The following is a 14,742-nucleotide window of genomic DNA, read 5'->3' as shown; positions in this document are numbered from 1 at the left end:
GGCGGGTCAGCTGGTGACCCGGTAGGCGTCGAAGACGCCGGGGACGGAGCGGACGGCGTTGAGGACGCTGTCGAGGTGCTTGGCGTCGGCCATCTCGAAGGTGAACCGCGACTTCGCGACGCGGTCGCGGGAGGTGGTGAGGTTCGCGGACAGGATGTTCACGTGGACGTCGGAGAGCGCCATGGTGATGTCGCTGAGCAGGCGGGCGCGGTCGAGGGCCTCGACCTGGATGTTCACCAGGAAGGTCGACTGACCGGTCGGTGCCCACTCGACGTCGACGAGCTTCTCGGGCTGCGCGAGCAGGCTCTCGGCGTTGGTGCAGTCCTTGCGGTGCACCGAGACGCCCCCGCCCTTCGTCACGAACCCGAGGATCGAGTCGGGGGGCACCGGCGTGCAGCACTTGGCGAGCTTGACCCAGACGTCGGAGGTGCCCTTGACGATCACCCCGGCGTCGCCGCTGGCGGGTCGGCGGGGCCGGCGGCCGCGGCCGGTGATGGTGACCGCCTCGGCCAGGTCCTCCTGCGCCCCCTCGTCGCCGCCGTGGAGCTCGATGACCTTGCGTACGACGGTCTGGGCGCCGAGGTTGCCCTCGCCGACGGCGGCGTAGAGCGCCGACACGTCGGCGAGCCGGAAGGAGGTGGCGACGAGCGTGAGCGAGTCGTGGGTGAGCAGCCGCTTGAGGGGCAGGCCCTCCTTGCGCATCAGCTTGGCGATCTCGTCCTTGCCGCGCTCGATCGCCTCCTCGCGGCGCTCCTTGGTGAACCACTGCCGGATCTTCGAGCGGGCGCGCTGGGACTTCACGAAGCCCAGCCAGTCACGCGAGGGCCCGGCCCCCTCGGCCTTGGAGGTGAAGACCTCCACCACGTCGCCGTTCTCGAGCATCGACTCCAGCGGCACCAGCCGGCCGTTGACCCGCGCCCCGATGGTGCGGTGGCCGACCTCGGTGTGCACGGCGTACGCGAAGTCGACCGGGGTCGAGCCGGACGGGAGGGCGATCACGTCGCCCCGGGGGGTGAAGACGTAGGTCTCGGTCTGGTTGATCTCGAACCGCAGCGACTCGAGGAACTCCCCCGGGTCCTCGACCTCGCTCTGCCAGTCCAGCAGCTGCCGGACCCACGACATGTCGTCGGGGTCGCCCTTCTTGTCGGTGTCGCCGCCGGCGCGGCCGATCTCCTTGTACTTCCAGTGCGCCGCGACCCCGTACTCGGCGCGACGGTGCATCGCGAAGGTGCGGATCTGCATCTCGACCGGCTTGCCCTGCGGCCCGATCACCGTCGTGTGCAGCGACTGGTACATGTTGAACTTCGGCATCGCGACGTAGTCCTTGAACCGGCCCAGGACCGGGTTCCACCGCGAGTGCAGGACGCCGAGCACGGCGTAGCAGTCCCGGTCCTCCTCGACGAGGATGCGGATGCCGACCAGGTCGTAGATGTCGGAGAACTCCCGGCCGCCGACGATCATCTTCTGGTAGATCGAGTAGTAGTGCTTCGGCCGGCCGGTCACCGTGGCCTTGATCTTCGCCTCCCGCAGGTCGCGCTCGACCTGGGTGATCACTTCGGCGAGGAAGGAGTCGCGCGACGGTGCCCGCTCGGCCACCAGGCGCACGATCTCGTCGTAGATCTTCGGGTGGAGCGTCGCGAACGCCAGGTCCTCCAGCTCCCACTTGATGGTGTTCATGCCGAGCCGGTGGGCCAGCGGAGCGTAGATGTCGAGCGTCTCCCGCGCGGTCCGCTCCTGGCTCCTCTGGGGCACGAAGCGCAGCGTCCGCATGTTGTGCAGCCGGTCGGCGAGCTTGATGACCAGCACCCGGATGTCGCGCGACATCGCGACGATCATCTTGCGGATGGTCTCGGCCTGGGCGTTGTCGCCGTAGACGACCTTGTCGAGCTTGGTCACGCCGTCGACCAGCCGCGCCACCTCGTCGCCGAAGTCGCGCCGGCACTCGTCGAGCGTGTACGGCGTGTCCTCGACGGTGTCGTGCAGCAGCGCCGCCACCAGGGTCGGCTCGGTCATGCCGATGCCTGCCAGGATGGTGGTGACGGCCAGGGGGTGGGTGATGTAGGGGTCGCCGCTCTTGCGCTTCTGGTCGCCGTGCAGCCGCTCGGCGGTGACGTAGGCGCGCTCGAGGAGGGCGAGGTCGGCCTTCGGGTGGTTGGCGCGGACCGCGCGGAACAGCGGCTCGAGAACCGGGTTGGACGTCTGTCCGCGGCTGCCCATCCGGGCCAGCCGGGCGCGCATGCTCCGACCGCCGCCGACGACGTCGCTGGTGACCGCCGGCACCGGCTGCGGGCGCGCGGGAACCGGCCGCTCGGGGGCCCGTTCCTCGCTCATGGGCCGAGTCTAGTTGCCGGGGACGGCCAGCAGAGCGGTGACGGGGACGCCGTCGTCGCCGCCGAGCTGGTCGCGGCCGGCCAGGAAGCCGAGCTCCATCAGCACCGCGAACGCCGCGGGGTGGGCCCCGCACCGGCGGACCAGGTCGCAGGTGGCACGTGCGGTGCCGCCGGTCGCCAGCACGTCGTCGACGACGAGCACCCGGTCGCCCGGAGCGAGTCCGTCGCGGTGGAGCTCGAGCACGGCTTCGCCGTACTCCAGCTCGTAGGCGACCTCGTGGGTGGTGTGCGGCAGCTTGCCCTTCTTGCGCACCGGCACGAACCCGACGCCCAGCGCGAGGGCCACCGGCGCGGCGAAGATGAAGCCGCGCGCCTCCATGCCGACCACCTTGTCCACGACGGGCGCACCGTCGGGGCCGCGGCCGGCGGCCGCCAGCGCCTCGACGACCGCGCCGAAGCCCTCGGCGTCCGCGAGCAGGGGCGTGATGTCCTTGAAGACGATGCCCGGCTCGGGGAAGTCGGGGACGTCCCGGACCAGCCGGGTCAGCGCGTCCACCGCCCGCTCGGCCACAGGGTCGGCCACGGGGTCGGTCACGGCCTGCTCCGCCACGCCGCGACTACTTCTTGCCGCGCTTGGAGCGGGACTGGCGCACCGGCTGCGTGCGACCGGAGCTGCGACTCTCCGACACGGGCCGGCTGGGGGCCGGGGCGACCCGGCCCTTGCCGATCGCACCGGAGGCGGCCGAGGTCGACGGACCGGACCGGCGAGCGGCGGGCTCCTCCTCGTCCTCCGCCAGCTCCTCGGGCACCTCGTCGTCCAGCTCGAGGTCGCCACCGGGCCGGGTGACCGGAGTGTCGTCCTTGAACACCGGCACGGCGGCGTAGCGGTCGGCCAGCGCGCGCTGCTTCGCCTTGGCGCGCCGGGCCTGCAGCTGGACCTCGGTCTCCTGGTTCTTCATGTGGACCAGGATCCGCGGCGCCAGCATGACCGAGGAGTAGAGGCCGACCGCCATGCCGACGAACTGGGCGAGGGCCAGGTCCTGCAGCGAGCTCGCGCCGAGCTGCACGGCGCTGACGTAGAGGATCGCGCCGATCGGGATCAGCGCGACGATCGAGGTGTTGATCGACCGGACCAAGGTCTGGTTGACCGCCAGGTTCGCCGCGTCGCCGTACGACTGGGTGTTCTTGCGCAGCTGGGTGGTGTTCTCCTTGACCTTGTCGAACACGACCACGGTGTCGTAGAGGGAGAACCCGAGGATCGCCAGCAGACCGGTCACCGCGGCGGGCGTCACCTGGAAGCCCGACAGGGCGTAGACGCCGACGGTCAGGGCGATGTCGTGGAACAGCGCGATCAGCGCCGCCACGGACATCCGCCACTCGCGGAAGTAGGCCCAGATGAACAGGACGACGAGCACGAGGAAGATCGCGATGCCGAGGAGCGCGCGCTTGGCGACCTCCTCGCCCCACGACGGACCGATGTCCTGCTCGGAGATCTCGGCCTCGGCGACGTCGGGGAACGTCTCCAGGATCACGGCGGTGACCGCGCTCGACTGCTCCGGACTGAGGTCCTCGGTGGTCAACGTGAGGGCACGGTCACCCTCCGTGGTCACGGTCGGGTTCTCGGCGTTCTCGATTGCCGCGTCGCCGACCGCCTCGCGCAGCTCGTCGGCGTTGTCCTGGGTGGCGTTGCCGGCCCCGACAGAGACCGTGAAGGTCGTGCCGCCCGTGAACTCCACACCCATGTTGAGCGGCTTGAGGTACAGGGTGACCATCGCCGCGCCCACGAGGACGGCGGAGATCAGGTACCACAGCCACGGCTTGCCGACGAAGTTGATCGACCGGCGGCCGTGGTAGAGCTCGTTGCCGAGCCGGGACATCCTGCCCATCAGGCGTCACCTCCCGAGGTGGCGGTACGACGCGACGTCGGCAGGTCCATGCCCAGCGTCTCCTTGCTGAGGCCCGACAGCTTGTGGCCGGAGTTGAAGAGCTTGAACTGCGCCAGCCAGGACACCATCGGCTTGGTGAACCAGAACAGCACCGCGAGGTCGATCAGGGTGGTCAGGCCGAGGGCGAACCCGAAGCCCTTCACCGCGCCGGTGGCGAAGATGTAGAGCACGGCGGCGGAGAGCAGCTGCACGGTGTTGGCCGCGACGCGGGTCACCCGCGCCCGGGCCCAGCCCGTCTCGACTGCAACCCGCATCGACTTGCCCTCGCGCATCTCGTCGCGGATCCGCTCGAAGAAGATGACGAACGAGTCGGCCGTGACGCCGACCGCGATGATCAGCCCGGCGATGCCCGGAAGGGTCAGCGCGAACCCGGCCGTCTCGCTGAGCAGCAGCACCATCGCGTAGGTGACCGCCGCGGCGACGAACAGCGAGCTCACCACGACCAGGCCCAACCCGCGGTAGTAGAGGACGCAGTAGAGCATGACCAGGCCGAGCCCGATGCCGCCCGCGAGCAGGCCGGCCGAGAGCTGGTTGCCGGCCAACGACGGGCCGATCTCCTCGACGGAGGTCCCCTCGTCGTCGAACTCGATCGGGAGCGCACCGAACTTCAGGCTGTTGGCCAGGTTGATGGCCTCCTGCTCGGTGAAGTCGCCCTCGATCTGCGAGCGCCCGTCAGTGATGACCGAGGTCATCACCGGGTCTGAGAGCACGACGCCGTCGAGCACGATCGCGAACTGCTCGTCGGTGCCGGCGAAGGCGCGCGAGACGGCCTCGAAGTCGTCACTGGCACCGGCCGAGCCCGGCGGGATCGCCTTGTCCTTGTCGTTGCCCATCTCGATGCTGACGACCCAGCCGACGCCCTGCGGGGGCGTGCCGGCGCTGGCGTCCTCGAGCTCGGTGCCCTCGATGACCGAGCGGCTGAGGAGGTACTTCAGCGACTGCCCCTCCTCGGGCTCGCCGCAGGCCACCAGCGGCTTCTCCGGCACGTCCGGCAGGTCGGCGGGCTCGCCCTCCTGGGTGAGCAGCACGCCCTCGGGGCTGCAGGTGTGGGCGTTGTAGATCGAGATCCACTCCTGGTCGGGGCTGCGCGACCACGCGATGGAGTCCTCGACCGTCCACTTCTTGCCGTTGCCGGCCGGGTCGGCCGGCGTGGGGGCACCGCCCTCGGCGGGGACGTCGGTGCCCTCCTCGGCGGGCGCCTCGGCGCCGTCCTCGGCGGGGGCGTCGGTCGCCGTCTCCTCGCCGGCCGGGCTCTCGCCGTCGGTCGGCTCGGCGGCGAGGTCGAGCGGCGCGCGGCCGAGCCCGCCCTCGAGGCCGGTCGGCGCGGCGCAGGGGCCGCTCGGGTTGCGCTCGGAGCAGGCGACCAGGCGGAAGCGCAGCTGCGCCTGTCGCTTGACGGTCTCCTCGAGCTCGTCGCGGTTGCTCGTGTCGCCGGGGACCTCCACGACGATGTTGCTGTCGCCCTGGGTGGTGACGGCCGCCTCGGCCACACCCGAGCCGTTGACCCGCTGGTCGATGATCCGGCGCGCCTCCTCGAGGTTCTCGGCCGTCGGCTCCTCCTCCGCGCTGAGCGTGATCCGGGTGCCGCCCTGCAGGTCCAGCCCGAGGGTCGGCTTCCAGGTCGAGCCGGTGGCGCCGCCACCGGCGAGGATGACCAGGCCGTAGCAGAGAGCGAGGCCGAGGAAGAAGATGACGAGGGTGCGCCCGGGGCGCGGTCGGCGCGCGGCCATGCTCAGCGCTCCCCGGACGGACCGGACGGACCTGCCGGGTCAGCCGGATCTGCGGGCCCGGCGGGATCGATCCGGTCGGTCCGGTCGACCTCGCCGGCCGTCTCGACCTCGTCGCGACGTACGGAGCCGATCGCACCGCGGACGACACGGATCACGACACCCGGCGCGATCTCGGCCGCGACGTGGTCGTCGGTGAGCTCGGTGATGGTGGCGAACACCCCGGACGTCAGGACGACGTCGTCACCGACGGACAGGGAGCTCTGCAGGGCAGCGATCTCCTTCTGCCGCTTCGACGCGGGGCGGATGATGAGCAGCCAGAAGATCAACGCGATAGCGGCGATCCACAGCCACGGGACGAGCTCCTTCACCGACAAACCTCTCCAGCGAGTGCGGGGTCTGGCACCGCTCAGAATGGGTAGGCGCGGGCCGACGGGCAAGTGTAGCCACGCCAACCCATCATTCCGTGATCGGCGGGCCGCAGTCCCCTCAGGGCACGGGGCCGTCGCCGAACAGCGTCTCGTCCCCGGCGTCGGCGGGTACGGCGGGCGCCGACAGCCCGAGGTGGGTCCAGGCGGCGGCGGTGGCGATCCGGCCGCGCGGAGTGCGCGCCAGGAAGCCGTTGCGCACGAGGAACGGCTCGGCGACCTCCTCGACCGTCTCGCGCTCCTCACCGACGGCGACGGCCAGCGTGGAGACGCCCACGGGACCGCCCCCGAACCGGCGGCAGAGCACGTCGATCACGGCGCGGTCGAGGCGGTCGAGCCCGAGCCGGTCGACCTCGTAGAGGTCGAGGGCGGCCTGGGCGACCTCCCGGGTCACCACGCCGTCCGCCCGGACCTGCGCGTAGTCGCGGACCCGCCGCAGGAGCCGGTTGGCGATCCGAGGCGTTCCGCGCGACCGGCCGGCGATCTCGGCGGACCCCTCGGGCGTGAGCGCCACGTCGAGCAGGCCTGCCGAACGGTGCACGATCAGGTCGAGCTCGTCGGGCTCGTAGAACTCCAGGTGCGCGGTGAAGCCGAACCGGTCGCGCAACGGGCCGGGCAGCAGACCGGCCCGGGTGGTGGCGCCGACGAGCGTGAAGGGCGGGATCTCCAGTGGGATCGCCGTCGCGCCCGGGCCCTTCCCGATCACGACGTCGACCCGGAAGTCCTCCATGGCGAGGTAGAGCATCTCCTCGGCCGGCCGGGACATCCGGTGGATCTCGTCGACGAACAGCACCTCGCCCTCGTTGAGGCCGGAGAGGATGGCCGCGAGGTCCCCCGCGTGGGTGATCGCCGGGCCGCTCGTGAGGCGCAGCGGGACGCCCATCTCGTGGGCGATGATCATCGACAGCGTCGTCTTGCCGAGCCCCGGCGGTCCGGACAGGAGCACGTGGTCGGGCGCGCGTCCGCGCTGACGGGCGGCCTCGAGGACGAGGCCGAGCTGGTCGCGCACCCGCGCCTGACCGACCACCTCGTCGAGGCTCCGCGGGCGGAGCGCTGCCTCGACCGCCCGCTCGTCGCCCTCGGCCTCGGCCGCGGTGAGCGAGCGGAGGTGGCCGTCCTCCGCCGCGTCGAGCTCGTCCTCGTGGAAGGGCATGGCTACGCCTTCGACAGGGTGCGGAGGGCGGCGCGGAGCAGAGCCCCGACGTCGGGAGCGGTGCCGTCGGCCCCGTCGGCGACCGCATCGACGGCCTTCTCGGCGTCCTTCGCGTTGTAGCCCAGACCGACGAGCCCCTGGTGGACCTGGTCGCGCCACGCGGCGGGCGCGGTCGCGACGGCGCCCGCGGTCGCGGCGGTCGGCGCCCCGACCCGGTCCTTGAGCTCCAGGATGATCCGCTGGGCTCCCTTCTGGCCGATGCCGGGCACCTTCGTCAGGGTGCGCACGTCGTCGGCGGCGATCGCACTGCGCACCCCGTCGGGCGACAGGACCGCGAGCATCGCCTGGGCGAGCTTCGGGCCGACGCCGGATGCGGTCTGCACCAGCTCGAACACCGCCTTCTCGTCCTCGTCGGCGAAGCCGTAGAGGGTCAGTGAGTCCTCGCGCACCACCATGCTGGTGGGCAGGGTGGCCTGCCGTCCGGTGCGGAGCTGGGCCAACGTCCCGGGCGTGCACATCAGCTCCAGGCCCACTCCCCCCACCTCGACGACCGCGCTGGACAGGGTCAGGGCAGCGACGTTGCCGCGCACGAACGCGATCATCGCGATCTCCTCATCGGTTCTTCCTCCCGGCGGCGGCGAGCGCGGCGTCGATCCGCGCCTGCGCGCCGCCGCGCCAGATGTGAGTGATGGCCAGGGCGAGCGCGTCGGCGGCGTCGGCGGGCCGCGGCGGGGCGTCCAGACGCAGGATCCGGGTGACCATGGCGCCCACCTGCGCCTTGTCGGCCCGGCCGTTGCCCGACACGGCGGCCTTCACCTCGCTGGGCGTGTGCAGCGCGATCGGCAGGCCACGACGGGCGGCGCACACCATCGCCAGCCCGGCCGCCTGGGCGGTGCCCATGATCGTGCTCACGTCGGAGCGGGCGAAGATCCGCTCCACCGCCACGGCGTCGGGCCGGTGCTCGTCGAGCCAGGCGTCGATGCCGCGCTCGATGGTGACCAGCCGCTCGGGCACCGGGACGTGGGAGGACGTGCGGACCACGCCCACGTCGACCAGCCCGAGGGGCCGGCCGACCGAGCCGTCCACCACGCCCATACCGCAGCGGGTCAGCCCCGGGTCGATCCCGAGCACGCGCACGTCGTACAACCTCTCGTCCGAACAGGTGTTCGGAGCCACGCTAACCGGCGCGCGTCCGGATCGGGCGCGGACACGCCCGGGGACGCCGGGTCAGGCGTCGATCGACTCCATCACGTCGTCGGGGATGTCGGCGTTGGTGAACACGTTCTGCACGTCGTCGAGGTCGTCGACGGCGTCGACGAGCCGGAAGACCTTCGTCGCGGCCTCGGGGTCCGCGACCGGGATGTCCATCGAGGCGACGAACTGCACGTCGGCGGAGTCGTAGTCGATGCCGGCGTCCTGCAGCGAGGTGCGTACGGCGACCACGTCGCCGGCCTCGGCCTGCACCTCGAAGGACTCACCGAGGTCGTTGACCTCCTCGGCCCCGGCGTCGAGCGTCGCCTCGAGCACCATGTCCTCGGTGACCTCGACGGTCGTGCCGTCCTTGTCCTGCTGCTTGGGCACGACCACCACGCCCTTGCGGTTGAACAGCCGCGACACCGAGCCCGGGTCGGCCATGGTGCCGCCGTTGCGGGTGACGGCGGTGCGCACCTCCATCGCGGCGCGGTTGCGGTTGTCGGTGAGGCACTCGACGAGCAGGGCGACGCCCTGGGGCCCGTAGACCTCGTACATGATCGTCTCGTAGTCGACGCCCCCGCCCTCGAGGCCGCCGCCGCGCTTGACCGCGGAGTCGATGTTCTTGTTGGGCACCGACTGCTTCTTCGCCTTCTGGATGGCGTCGTAGAGCGTCGGGTTGCCGGCCGGGTCGGGTCCGCCCATCTTGGCGGCGATCTCGATGTTCTTGATCAGCTTGGCGAACAGCTTGCCGCGCTTGGCGTCGATGACCGCCTTCTTGTGCTTGGTGGTCGCCCACTTGGAGTGGCCAGACATGAGTCCCTCTTCCCGATCGACAACAGCGGCGCAGTTTACCGCTGCACGAGGTCGAGGAAGAGCCGGTGCACCCGGCCGTCGCCGCCGACCTCGGGGTGGAACGACGTCGCCAGCAGCCCGCCCTGCCGTACGGCGACCGGGTGGCCCGCCGCCTCCGCCAGGACCTCGACGCCCGGGCCGGTGCGCTCAACCCACGGTGCGCGGATGAAGACGGCGTGCACCGGGTCGGCCAGACCGTCGAACGGCAGGTCGGCCTCGAAGGAGTCGACCTGGCGGCCGAACGCGTTGCGCCGGACGGTGACGTCGAGGCCGCCGAGGGTCTGCTGGCCCTCGGCTCCGTCGACGATCCGGTCGGCGAGCAGGATCATCCCGGCGCAGGTGCCGAAGGCGGGCATGCCCTCGGCGATCCGCTGGCGGAGCGGGTCGAGCAGGTCGAAGGTGCGGGCGAGCTTGGCCATCGTGGTGGACTCGCCGCCGGGCAGCACGATCGCGTCGCACCGCTCGAGCTCGGACGGGCGGCGTACCGGGATGGCGTGCGCACCCAGCGACGTCAGGGTCTGGAGGTGTTCGCGGACGTCGCCCTGGAGGGCGAAGACACCGATGGCGGGCACGGGTGGAGGGTAGTGGGCCGGGTCAGGCGTGCCCGCACCGGAAGGCCGTGCCGAGGATGAGGATGCTGGCCCGGCGCACGGGGGTGGTCGTGGTGGTGGCGGCGATCCAGCTGGTGGTGCTGGCGAGCCGCGCGCGCACCACGACGTTGTAGTTGGTGTCCACACCGACGAGGCCCGTCCACAGGTCGAGCGTGACCGTGCCGCCCTGGGCGACCCCGGCACCTACGGCCCCTGACGCCGCCAAGAAGCCGTTGTCGGCACGCCGCAGCTCCCAGTGGTACTCGTAGCGGCGGTCGACCTGCGCCCACGTGACCCGGGCGATGTTGCCGAGGATGAGCAGGCCGTTCACGTCCTGGCAGGCGGGCTGCGCCTGGCTGGCCACCAGGTGCGTCTGCAGCGGACCGGCCGTGACCGCGCCCACGTCGGTGAACCAGGCGCCGGTCGTCCCGGCGAGCACGGTCGCCAGTGCCCAGGGCAGCACGGCGGCGGCCCTCGCCACCCGCCTGCCGCCTGCCGCCACTCGGGAGTCGCGACGGAAGGCGAACACGACCAGGCCGCAGGCCCCGGCGCCGAGCAGGAGCAGCCCGCCCGGCGAGGAGAGCCAGGAGACGGGGTGCCCGAGGAGCGGGACGTGACCGCGCACCACCCCTACGGACTCCACGACGTACGGCTCGGGGTCCGGCGTCGCGTTGGCGTCGCCCTTGAGCCGGAGCGCGACCCGGTCGCCGGCGGGCTCGGCTGCGACGACCCGGTGCATCACCCGGCTGCCGTCCGCGCGCAGCACGGTGACCACGTCGCCGACCTCGACCTGGCCCGCGTCGGTGCTCCGGGCCAGCGCGAGGGACCCCGCTGGGATGGCCGGGCTCATCGAACCCGAGACCACGACCATCGGCCGCAGACCGAGGGCGAGGCAGCCTCCGACGAGCAGCAGGGTCGCCGTCCCGAGCACCGCCCCGCCCGTCAGCAGCCGGCTGCGGACCCGCGCCACCGCCGAGCCGTGCGCGCCGCGGCTCACGGTGCCCCCAGCTGCTCGGCGCCGAGGGTGACCTGGACGGACGTCGACCTGCCCTGGAGGCTGGTGGGGGCGGCGGTGTCGAGCCACGCGCGGACGCAGAGGCTGCGGGTGGCACCCGTCGCAGCCAGCGCCACGTCGGAGGGGAACACGTCGGCCGACGCAGTGGTCGAGAGGTAGCCGACGTAGACCTGCGACCCGTTGCACGTCCCACTCCGGTCGGCGCCGGCGAGGGTGCCGGTGTTGGTCGCGGTGGTGCCGTTGTCGTAGATCTGGAGCCGCAGCCCGGTGGAGCCGGCGGTCAGGTCGTTGGACGTGCTCCGCACGGTCGCGTTGAACCGCAGCGGCGCCGAGCCGGAGTTGCGCACCACGAAGGTGGCGGCGACGCTCTCGCCGGGCACCATGCTGCTGACCGCGAGCAGGGTCGACGTCCAGGTGTTCGGTCCCGGTCCGGTGAGCTGCTCGGATCCGGTCGTCGGCCCGGCGGTCAGGTCGAGCGTGCCCGTGGAGATGGTGCCGCCGTCGATCGTCGCCTCGTCGGTCCAGTACGCCGTGGTGCTGGTGACCGCCAGTCCGGCCAGCACGCCGAGGGTCAGCAGGGCGCGCGTGCGGCCGCGGCCGAACCAGCGGCGCGGGCCGTCCGCCCTCCTGCGGGGCACCGGACGGCGGCTCACCGGACCGCCTCCCGCCGCACCGCCATCGCGAGACCGCCGCCGACCAGCGCTGCACCCAGCAGCACCAGCCAGTGCGGCACGACCGAGCCGGCGGGCGGCAGCGACGAGCCGTCCCTGCCGCCGCTGCGGACGGCGGACTCCTCGACGAGGGTCACCTGGAGGTGCAGGGCCAGGCGACGGGCCTGCGAGCGGTTGGTCGCGGCGTCCCGTAGGGAGACGCGCACGTCGACGCCCACCTGCTCCCCCTGGCCGACGGTGCCGACTGGCAGTGCTCCCTCCCGACCGTTGGGGAGCGGCACCCAGCGGCCGCCCGCCACCCGCGCGCGGAGCACCACGGCGCCGGACGCCAGTGCCTGGCGCCCCGCCGCCGCCCGTACGGCCACGGTCAGCGAGGCGTCGCTCGCGCCGCGGTTGAGCACGTAGAAGTTGGCCGTGTCCGCGTCGCCCGGCACCCAGCGACGCTCCGCGGAAAACAGCGGCTCCGAGAGGACGGTCGCCCAGCTCCTGCCGTCCCAGCTCAGCGCGGTCTGGTCGCCCGCACGCGCCGGGGCCGCCGTCGCCGTCACGACGAAGGCGCACAGCACCGGCACCACGGCGCGGATCATGACGAGGCCGCCGGGTCCAGTGCGCGGGCGCGACCGGCCCGGCGGCGGTCGCGGGCCGCGCTGACGAGCGTCGCGCCGGCGTACACGACGAGGGCGCCGCCGACGCCGTAGGTCGCCAGCTGGCGCTGCTCGCCGGTGAGGGCGCTGTTGAGGCGCCCGAGGTGGGGCACCGAGTACCACACCCGACCCCGGACCTGGACCGCCCGCACCGACTCCCGGTCCGGCTGCTCGTTGGCGTCGCCCTGCGTGGTGAACCTCGTCTCGCCCCGCCCGTCGACGGTGACCGCGACAACGCGATGGGTGACCACCGCGCGCTCACCCGACTCCAGCTGGAACGTGACGACGTCGCCGATGCCGATCTCCTCGTGCTCCGCCGGCCGGACGACGACCAGGCTCCCCGGTGCGAGCTCGGGGCGCATCGACCCCGTGAGCACCGTGTACGGCGTCGCGCCGGTCACCCGCGGCACGGCGACAGCCACCACCAGGACCGCGGCCACTGCTAGGACCGCAGCCCAGACCAGCGTCCGTCCCACGACGCCGAGGACCCTGCGGGCGCGCGACACGGGTCCGCGCTCAGTCGTGGACCTGGGTCACCGTCAGCGCGATGTCGGCGAGCGCGCTGGTGATGTCCTGGGTGGTCGCCGGGTCCTGTGCCGCTGCACTGAAGGTGACCGTCGTGGTCACCCGCAGCGTGTCGCCGTCGTTGGCCTCGGTGACCTCCTGGGGCGAGAGCGTCACGAACGGCGTCACCCCGCCGTCCGATGACGCCGCCACCTGGGCGACGGCGAGGGTGAGCCCCGGCGTCGCGGTGAACAGGTCGGTGCTCGTGCCGGGTGTGGCCGTCACCGTCGCCCGCAGGTGCTCTCCGGCGGCCTCCAGCACGACGTCACAGGTCCGGCTGATCACGTCGCCCGGCACGAGGGTGTCGGTGGCCGGGTCGAAGGCCGCGCTCGCGGCGTCCTCGTCGGCGTCGAGCGTCCACCCGCTGCAGGTCTCCGCGTCCGTGATCCGCAGGTGACCGGTGGTGATGTCGCCGCCGTCCACCGTCGTCGTGTCGCTCCAGTAGGCCAGCGTGCCGGCCCCGCCCAGCAGCAGCAGGCCTCCGGCCCCCGCCGCCAGCGCACCCTTCGTCGTCTTCCTCATGGCTGCTCTCCCTCCCGCGCGCACCCACACGCAGGCTCCCCCGAGCCGGCCCCCTCCAGGCCGTACCAGCAGGGTCACACGTCTGCGACCCGGCCGTTCCCGAAATCGGCAAAAGTTGTCGCGGCCCCGCACCGGACGGTGCGGGGCCGCTGACAGCGTGCTGCGGCTACCAGCCGCGCTCGGCGAGCCGGTGGGGCTGCGGGATCTCCTCGACGTTGATGCCGACCATCGCCTCGCCGAGGCCGCGGGAGACCTTGGCGACCACGTCGGGGTCGTCGTAGAAGGTCGTGGCCTTGACGATCGCCTCGGCGCGCTGGGCCGGGTTGCCGGACTTGAAGATGCCGGAGCCGACGAAGACGCCCTCGGCACCGAGCTGCATCATCATCGCCGCGTCGGCCGGGGTGGCGATGCCGCCGGCGGTGAACAGCACGACCGGCAGCCTGCCGCTCCGGGCCACCTCGACGACCAGGTCGTACGGCGCCTGGAGCTCCTTGGCGGCGACGTAGAGCTCGTCGTCGGCGAGTGCACCGAGCCGGCGGATCTCGCCGCGGATGGTGCGCATGTGGGTCACGGCGTTGGAGACGTCGCCGGTGCCGGCCTCGCCCTTGGAGCGGATCATGGCCGCACCCTCGGTGATCCGGCGCAGCGCCTCACCGAGGTTGGTGGCGCCGCAGACGAAGGGCACCGTGAACGCCCACTTGTCGATGTGGTTGGCGTAGTCGGCCGGGGTGAGCACCTCGGACTCGTCGATGTAGTCGACGCCGAGCGACTGCAGCACCTGGGCCTCGGCGAAGTGGCCGATCCGTGCCTTCGCCATGACCGGGATGGACACCGCGTCGATGATGCCGTCGATCATGTCGGGGTCGCTCATCCGGGACACGCCGCCCTGGGCGCGGATGTCGGCGGGGACCCGCTCGAGCGCCATCACGGCCACGGCCCCGGCGTCCTCGGCGATCTTGGCCTGGTCGGGCGTGACGACGTCCATGATCACGCCGCCCTTCAGCATCTCGGCCATGCCGCGCTTGACCCGGGTGGTGCCGTGCACCGAAGTGGACTCAGCCTGCTCGCTCATGACCTCGATCCTAGGCCCGGGAGGCGTCGGCCCA

Annotated in this window: 16 protein-coding genes; all 16 read right to left on the bottom strand. The window is 72.3% G+C overall.

What is annotated here, in order from left to right; all coding sequences use genetic code 11:
- Positions 1 to 6 precede the first annotated feature (6 nt).
- Positions 7 to 2,331 (bottom strand): RelA/SpoT family protein, encoded by a 2,325-nt coding sequence (locus ACPOLA_RS14005; RefSeq protein ID WP_435771052.1) that lies wholly within the window; start codon positions 2,329 to 2,331, stop codon positions 7 to 9.
- 9 nt (positions 2,332 to 2,340) lie between these two features.
- Complete coding sequence (locus tag ACPOLA_RS14000) at positions 2,341 to 2,886, bottom strand: adenine phosphoribosyltransferase (protein WP_435771077.1); 546 nt, start codon at positions 2,884 to 2,886, stop codon at positions 2,341 to 2,343.
- A 61-nt stretch (positions 2,887 to 2,947) separates the two neighbouring features.
- Positions 2,948 to 4,216, bottom strand: coding sequence for a protein translocase subunit SecF (gene secF, locus ACPOLA_RS13995; RefSeq protein ID WP_435771051.1), 1,269 nt, complete (start codon positions 4,214 to 4,216; stop codon positions 2,948 to 2,950).
- A complete protein-coding gene (gene secD, locus ACPOLA_RS13990) occupies positions 4,216 to 6,006 on the bottom strand; it encodes a protein translocase subunit SecD (protein WP_435771050.1) in 1,791 nt (596 codons plus the stop codon). Before secD ends, secF begins: the two co-directional genes overlap by 1 nt.
- 2 nt (positions 6,007 to 6,008) lie before the next feature.
- Entirely contained in the window at positions 6,009 to 6,374 is a 366-nt protein-coding gene (gene yajC, locus ACPOLA_RS13985) for a preprotein translocase subunit YajC (protein ID WP_435771049.1), read from the bottom strand.
- A 118-nt stretch (positions 6,375 to 6,492) separates the two neighbouring features.
- Positions 6,493 to 7,584, bottom strand: coding sequence for a Holliday junction branch migration DNA helicase RuvB (gene ruvB / locus ACPOLA_RS13980; protein WP_435771048.1), 1,092 nt, complete (start codon positions 7,582 to 7,584; stop codon positions 6,493 to 6,495).
- 2 nt (positions 7,585 to 7,586) lie between these two features.
- Entirely contained in the window at positions 7,587 to 8,186 is a 600-nt protein-coding gene (gene ruvA, locus ACPOLA_RS13975) for a Holliday junction branch migration protein RuvA (RefSeq protein WP_435771047.1), read from the bottom strand.
- A 10-nt stretch (positions 8,187 to 8,196) separates the two neighbouring features.
- Positions 8,197 to 8,721 (bottom strand): crossover junction endodeoxyribonuclease RuvC, encoded by a 525-nt coding sequence (gene ruvC / locus ACPOLA_RS13970; RefSeq protein ID WP_435771046.1) that lies wholly within the window; start codon positions 8,719 to 8,721, stop codon positions 8,197 to 8,199.
- Between the two features lie 90 nt (positions 8,722 to 8,811).
- Complete coding sequence (locus ACPOLA_RS13965; RefSeq protein WP_435771045.1) at positions 8,812 to 9,591, bottom strand: YebC/PmpR family DNA-binding transcriptional regulator; 780 nt, start codon at positions 9,589 to 9,591, stop codon at positions 8,812 to 8,814.
- A 35-nt stretch (positions 9,592 to 9,626) separates the two neighbouring features.
- On the bottom strand, positions 9,627 to 10,202 hold the full coding sequence (pdxT, locus tag ACPOLA_RS13960) for a pyridoxal 5'-phosphate synthase glutaminase subunit PdxT (protein ID WP_435771044.1): 576 nt from the start codon (positions 10,200 to 10,202) through the stop codon (positions 9,627 to 9,629).
- A 22-nt stretch (positions 10,203 to 10,224) separates the two neighbouring features.
- Complete coding sequence (locus tag ACPOLA_RS13955; RefSeq protein WP_435771043.1) at positions 10,225 to 11,217, bottom strand: signal peptidase I; 993 nt, start codon at positions 11,215 to 11,217, stop codon at positions 10,225 to 10,227.
- A complete protein-coding gene (locus tag ACPOLA_RS13950) occupies positions 11,214 to 11,888 on the bottom strand; it encodes a SipW-dependent-type signal peptide-containing protein (RefSeq protein ID WP_435771042.1) in 675 nt (224 codons plus the stop codon). Before ACPOLA_RS13950 ends, ACPOLA_RS13955 begins: the two co-directional genes overlap by 4 nt.
- Complete coding sequence (locus ACPOLA_RS13945; RefSeq protein ID WP_435771041.1) at positions 11,885 to 12,493, bottom strand: hypothetical protein; 609 nt, start codon at positions 12,491 to 12,493, stop codon at positions 11,885 to 11,887. The genes ACPOLA_RS13950 and ACPOLA_RS13945 overlap by 4 nt, the downstream gene beginning before the upstream one ends.
- Positions 12,490 to 13,026 (bottom strand): signal peptidase I, encoded by a 537-nt coding sequence (locus tag ACPOLA_RS13940; protein ID WP_435771076.1) that lies wholly within the window; start codon positions 13,024 to 13,026, stop codon positions 12,490 to 12,492. Before ACPOLA_RS13940 ends, ACPOLA_RS13945 begins: the two co-directional genes overlap by 4 nt.
- A 40-nt stretch (positions 13,027 to 13,066) precedes the next feature.
- A complete protein-coding gene (locus ACPOLA_RS13935) occupies positions 13,067 to 13,636 on the bottom strand; it encodes an alternate-type signal peptide domain-containing protein (protein WP_435771040.1) in 570 nt (189 codons plus the stop codon).
- A 166-nt stretch (positions 13,637 to 13,802) separates the two neighbouring features.
- Positions 13,803 to 14,708 carry a pyridoxal 5'-phosphate synthase lyase subunit PdxS gene (gene pdxS / locus ACPOLA_RS13930; RefSeq protein WP_435771039.1) on the bottom strand — a complete coding sequence of 302 codons (906 nt, stop codon included), beginning with the start codon at positions 14,706 to 14,708 and terminating at the stop codon, positions 13,803 to 13,805.
- Between the last annotated feature and the right edge of the window lie 34 nt (positions 14,709 to 14,742).

The organism is Nocardioides proteolyticus, from assembly GCF_051280635.3.
Classification (GTDB): Bacteria; Actinomycetota; Actinomycetes; order Propionibacteriales; family Nocardioidaceae; genus Nocardioides.
Note: the sequence above shows the minus strand (reverse complement) of the source record. Positions and strands in the feature narration are given on the sequence as shown.

What these genes read in the sequence shown, in the direction of transcription:
- ACPOLA_RS14005 (WP_435771052.1), bottom strand. Translation starts at nt 2,331, where the DNA reads ATGAGCGAGGAACGGGCCCCCGAGCGGCCGGTTCCCGCGCGCCCGCAG.
- secF (WP_435771051.1), bottom strand. Translation starts at nt 4,216, where the DNA reads ATGGGCAGGATGTCCCGGCTCGGCAACGAGCTCTACCACGGCCGCCGG.
- secD (WP_435771050.1), bottom strand. Translation starts at nt 6,006, where the DNA reads ATGGCCGCGCGCCGACCGCGCCCCGGGCGCACCCTCGTCATCTTCTTC.
- ruvB (WP_435771048.1), bottom strand. Translation starts at nt 7,584, where the DNA reads ATGCCCTTCCACGAGGACGAGCTCGACGCGGCGGAGGACGGCCACCTC.
- ruvA (WP_435771047.1), bottom strand. Translation starts at nt 8,186, where the DNA reads ATGATCGCGTTCGTGCGCGGCAACGTCGCTGCCCTGACCCTGTCCAGC.
- ACPOLA_RS13965 (WP_435771045.1), bottom strand. Translation starts at nt 9,591, where the DNA reads ATGTCTGGCCACTCCAAGTGGGCGACCACCAAGCACAAGAAGGCGGTC.
- ACPOLA_RS13945 (WP_435771041.1), bottom strand. Translation starts at nt 12,493, where the DNA reads ATGATCCGCGCCGTGGTGCCGGTGCTGTGCGCCTTCGTCGTGACGGCG.
- ACPOLA_RS13935 (WP_435771040.1), bottom strand. Translation starts at nt 13,636, where the DNA reads ATGAGGAAGACGACGAAGGGTGCGCTGGCGGCGGGGGCCGGAGGCCTG.
- pdxS (WP_435771039.1), bottom strand. Translation starts at nt 14,708, where the DNA reads ATGAGCGAGCAGGCTGAGTCCACTTCGGTGCACGGCACCACCCGGGTC.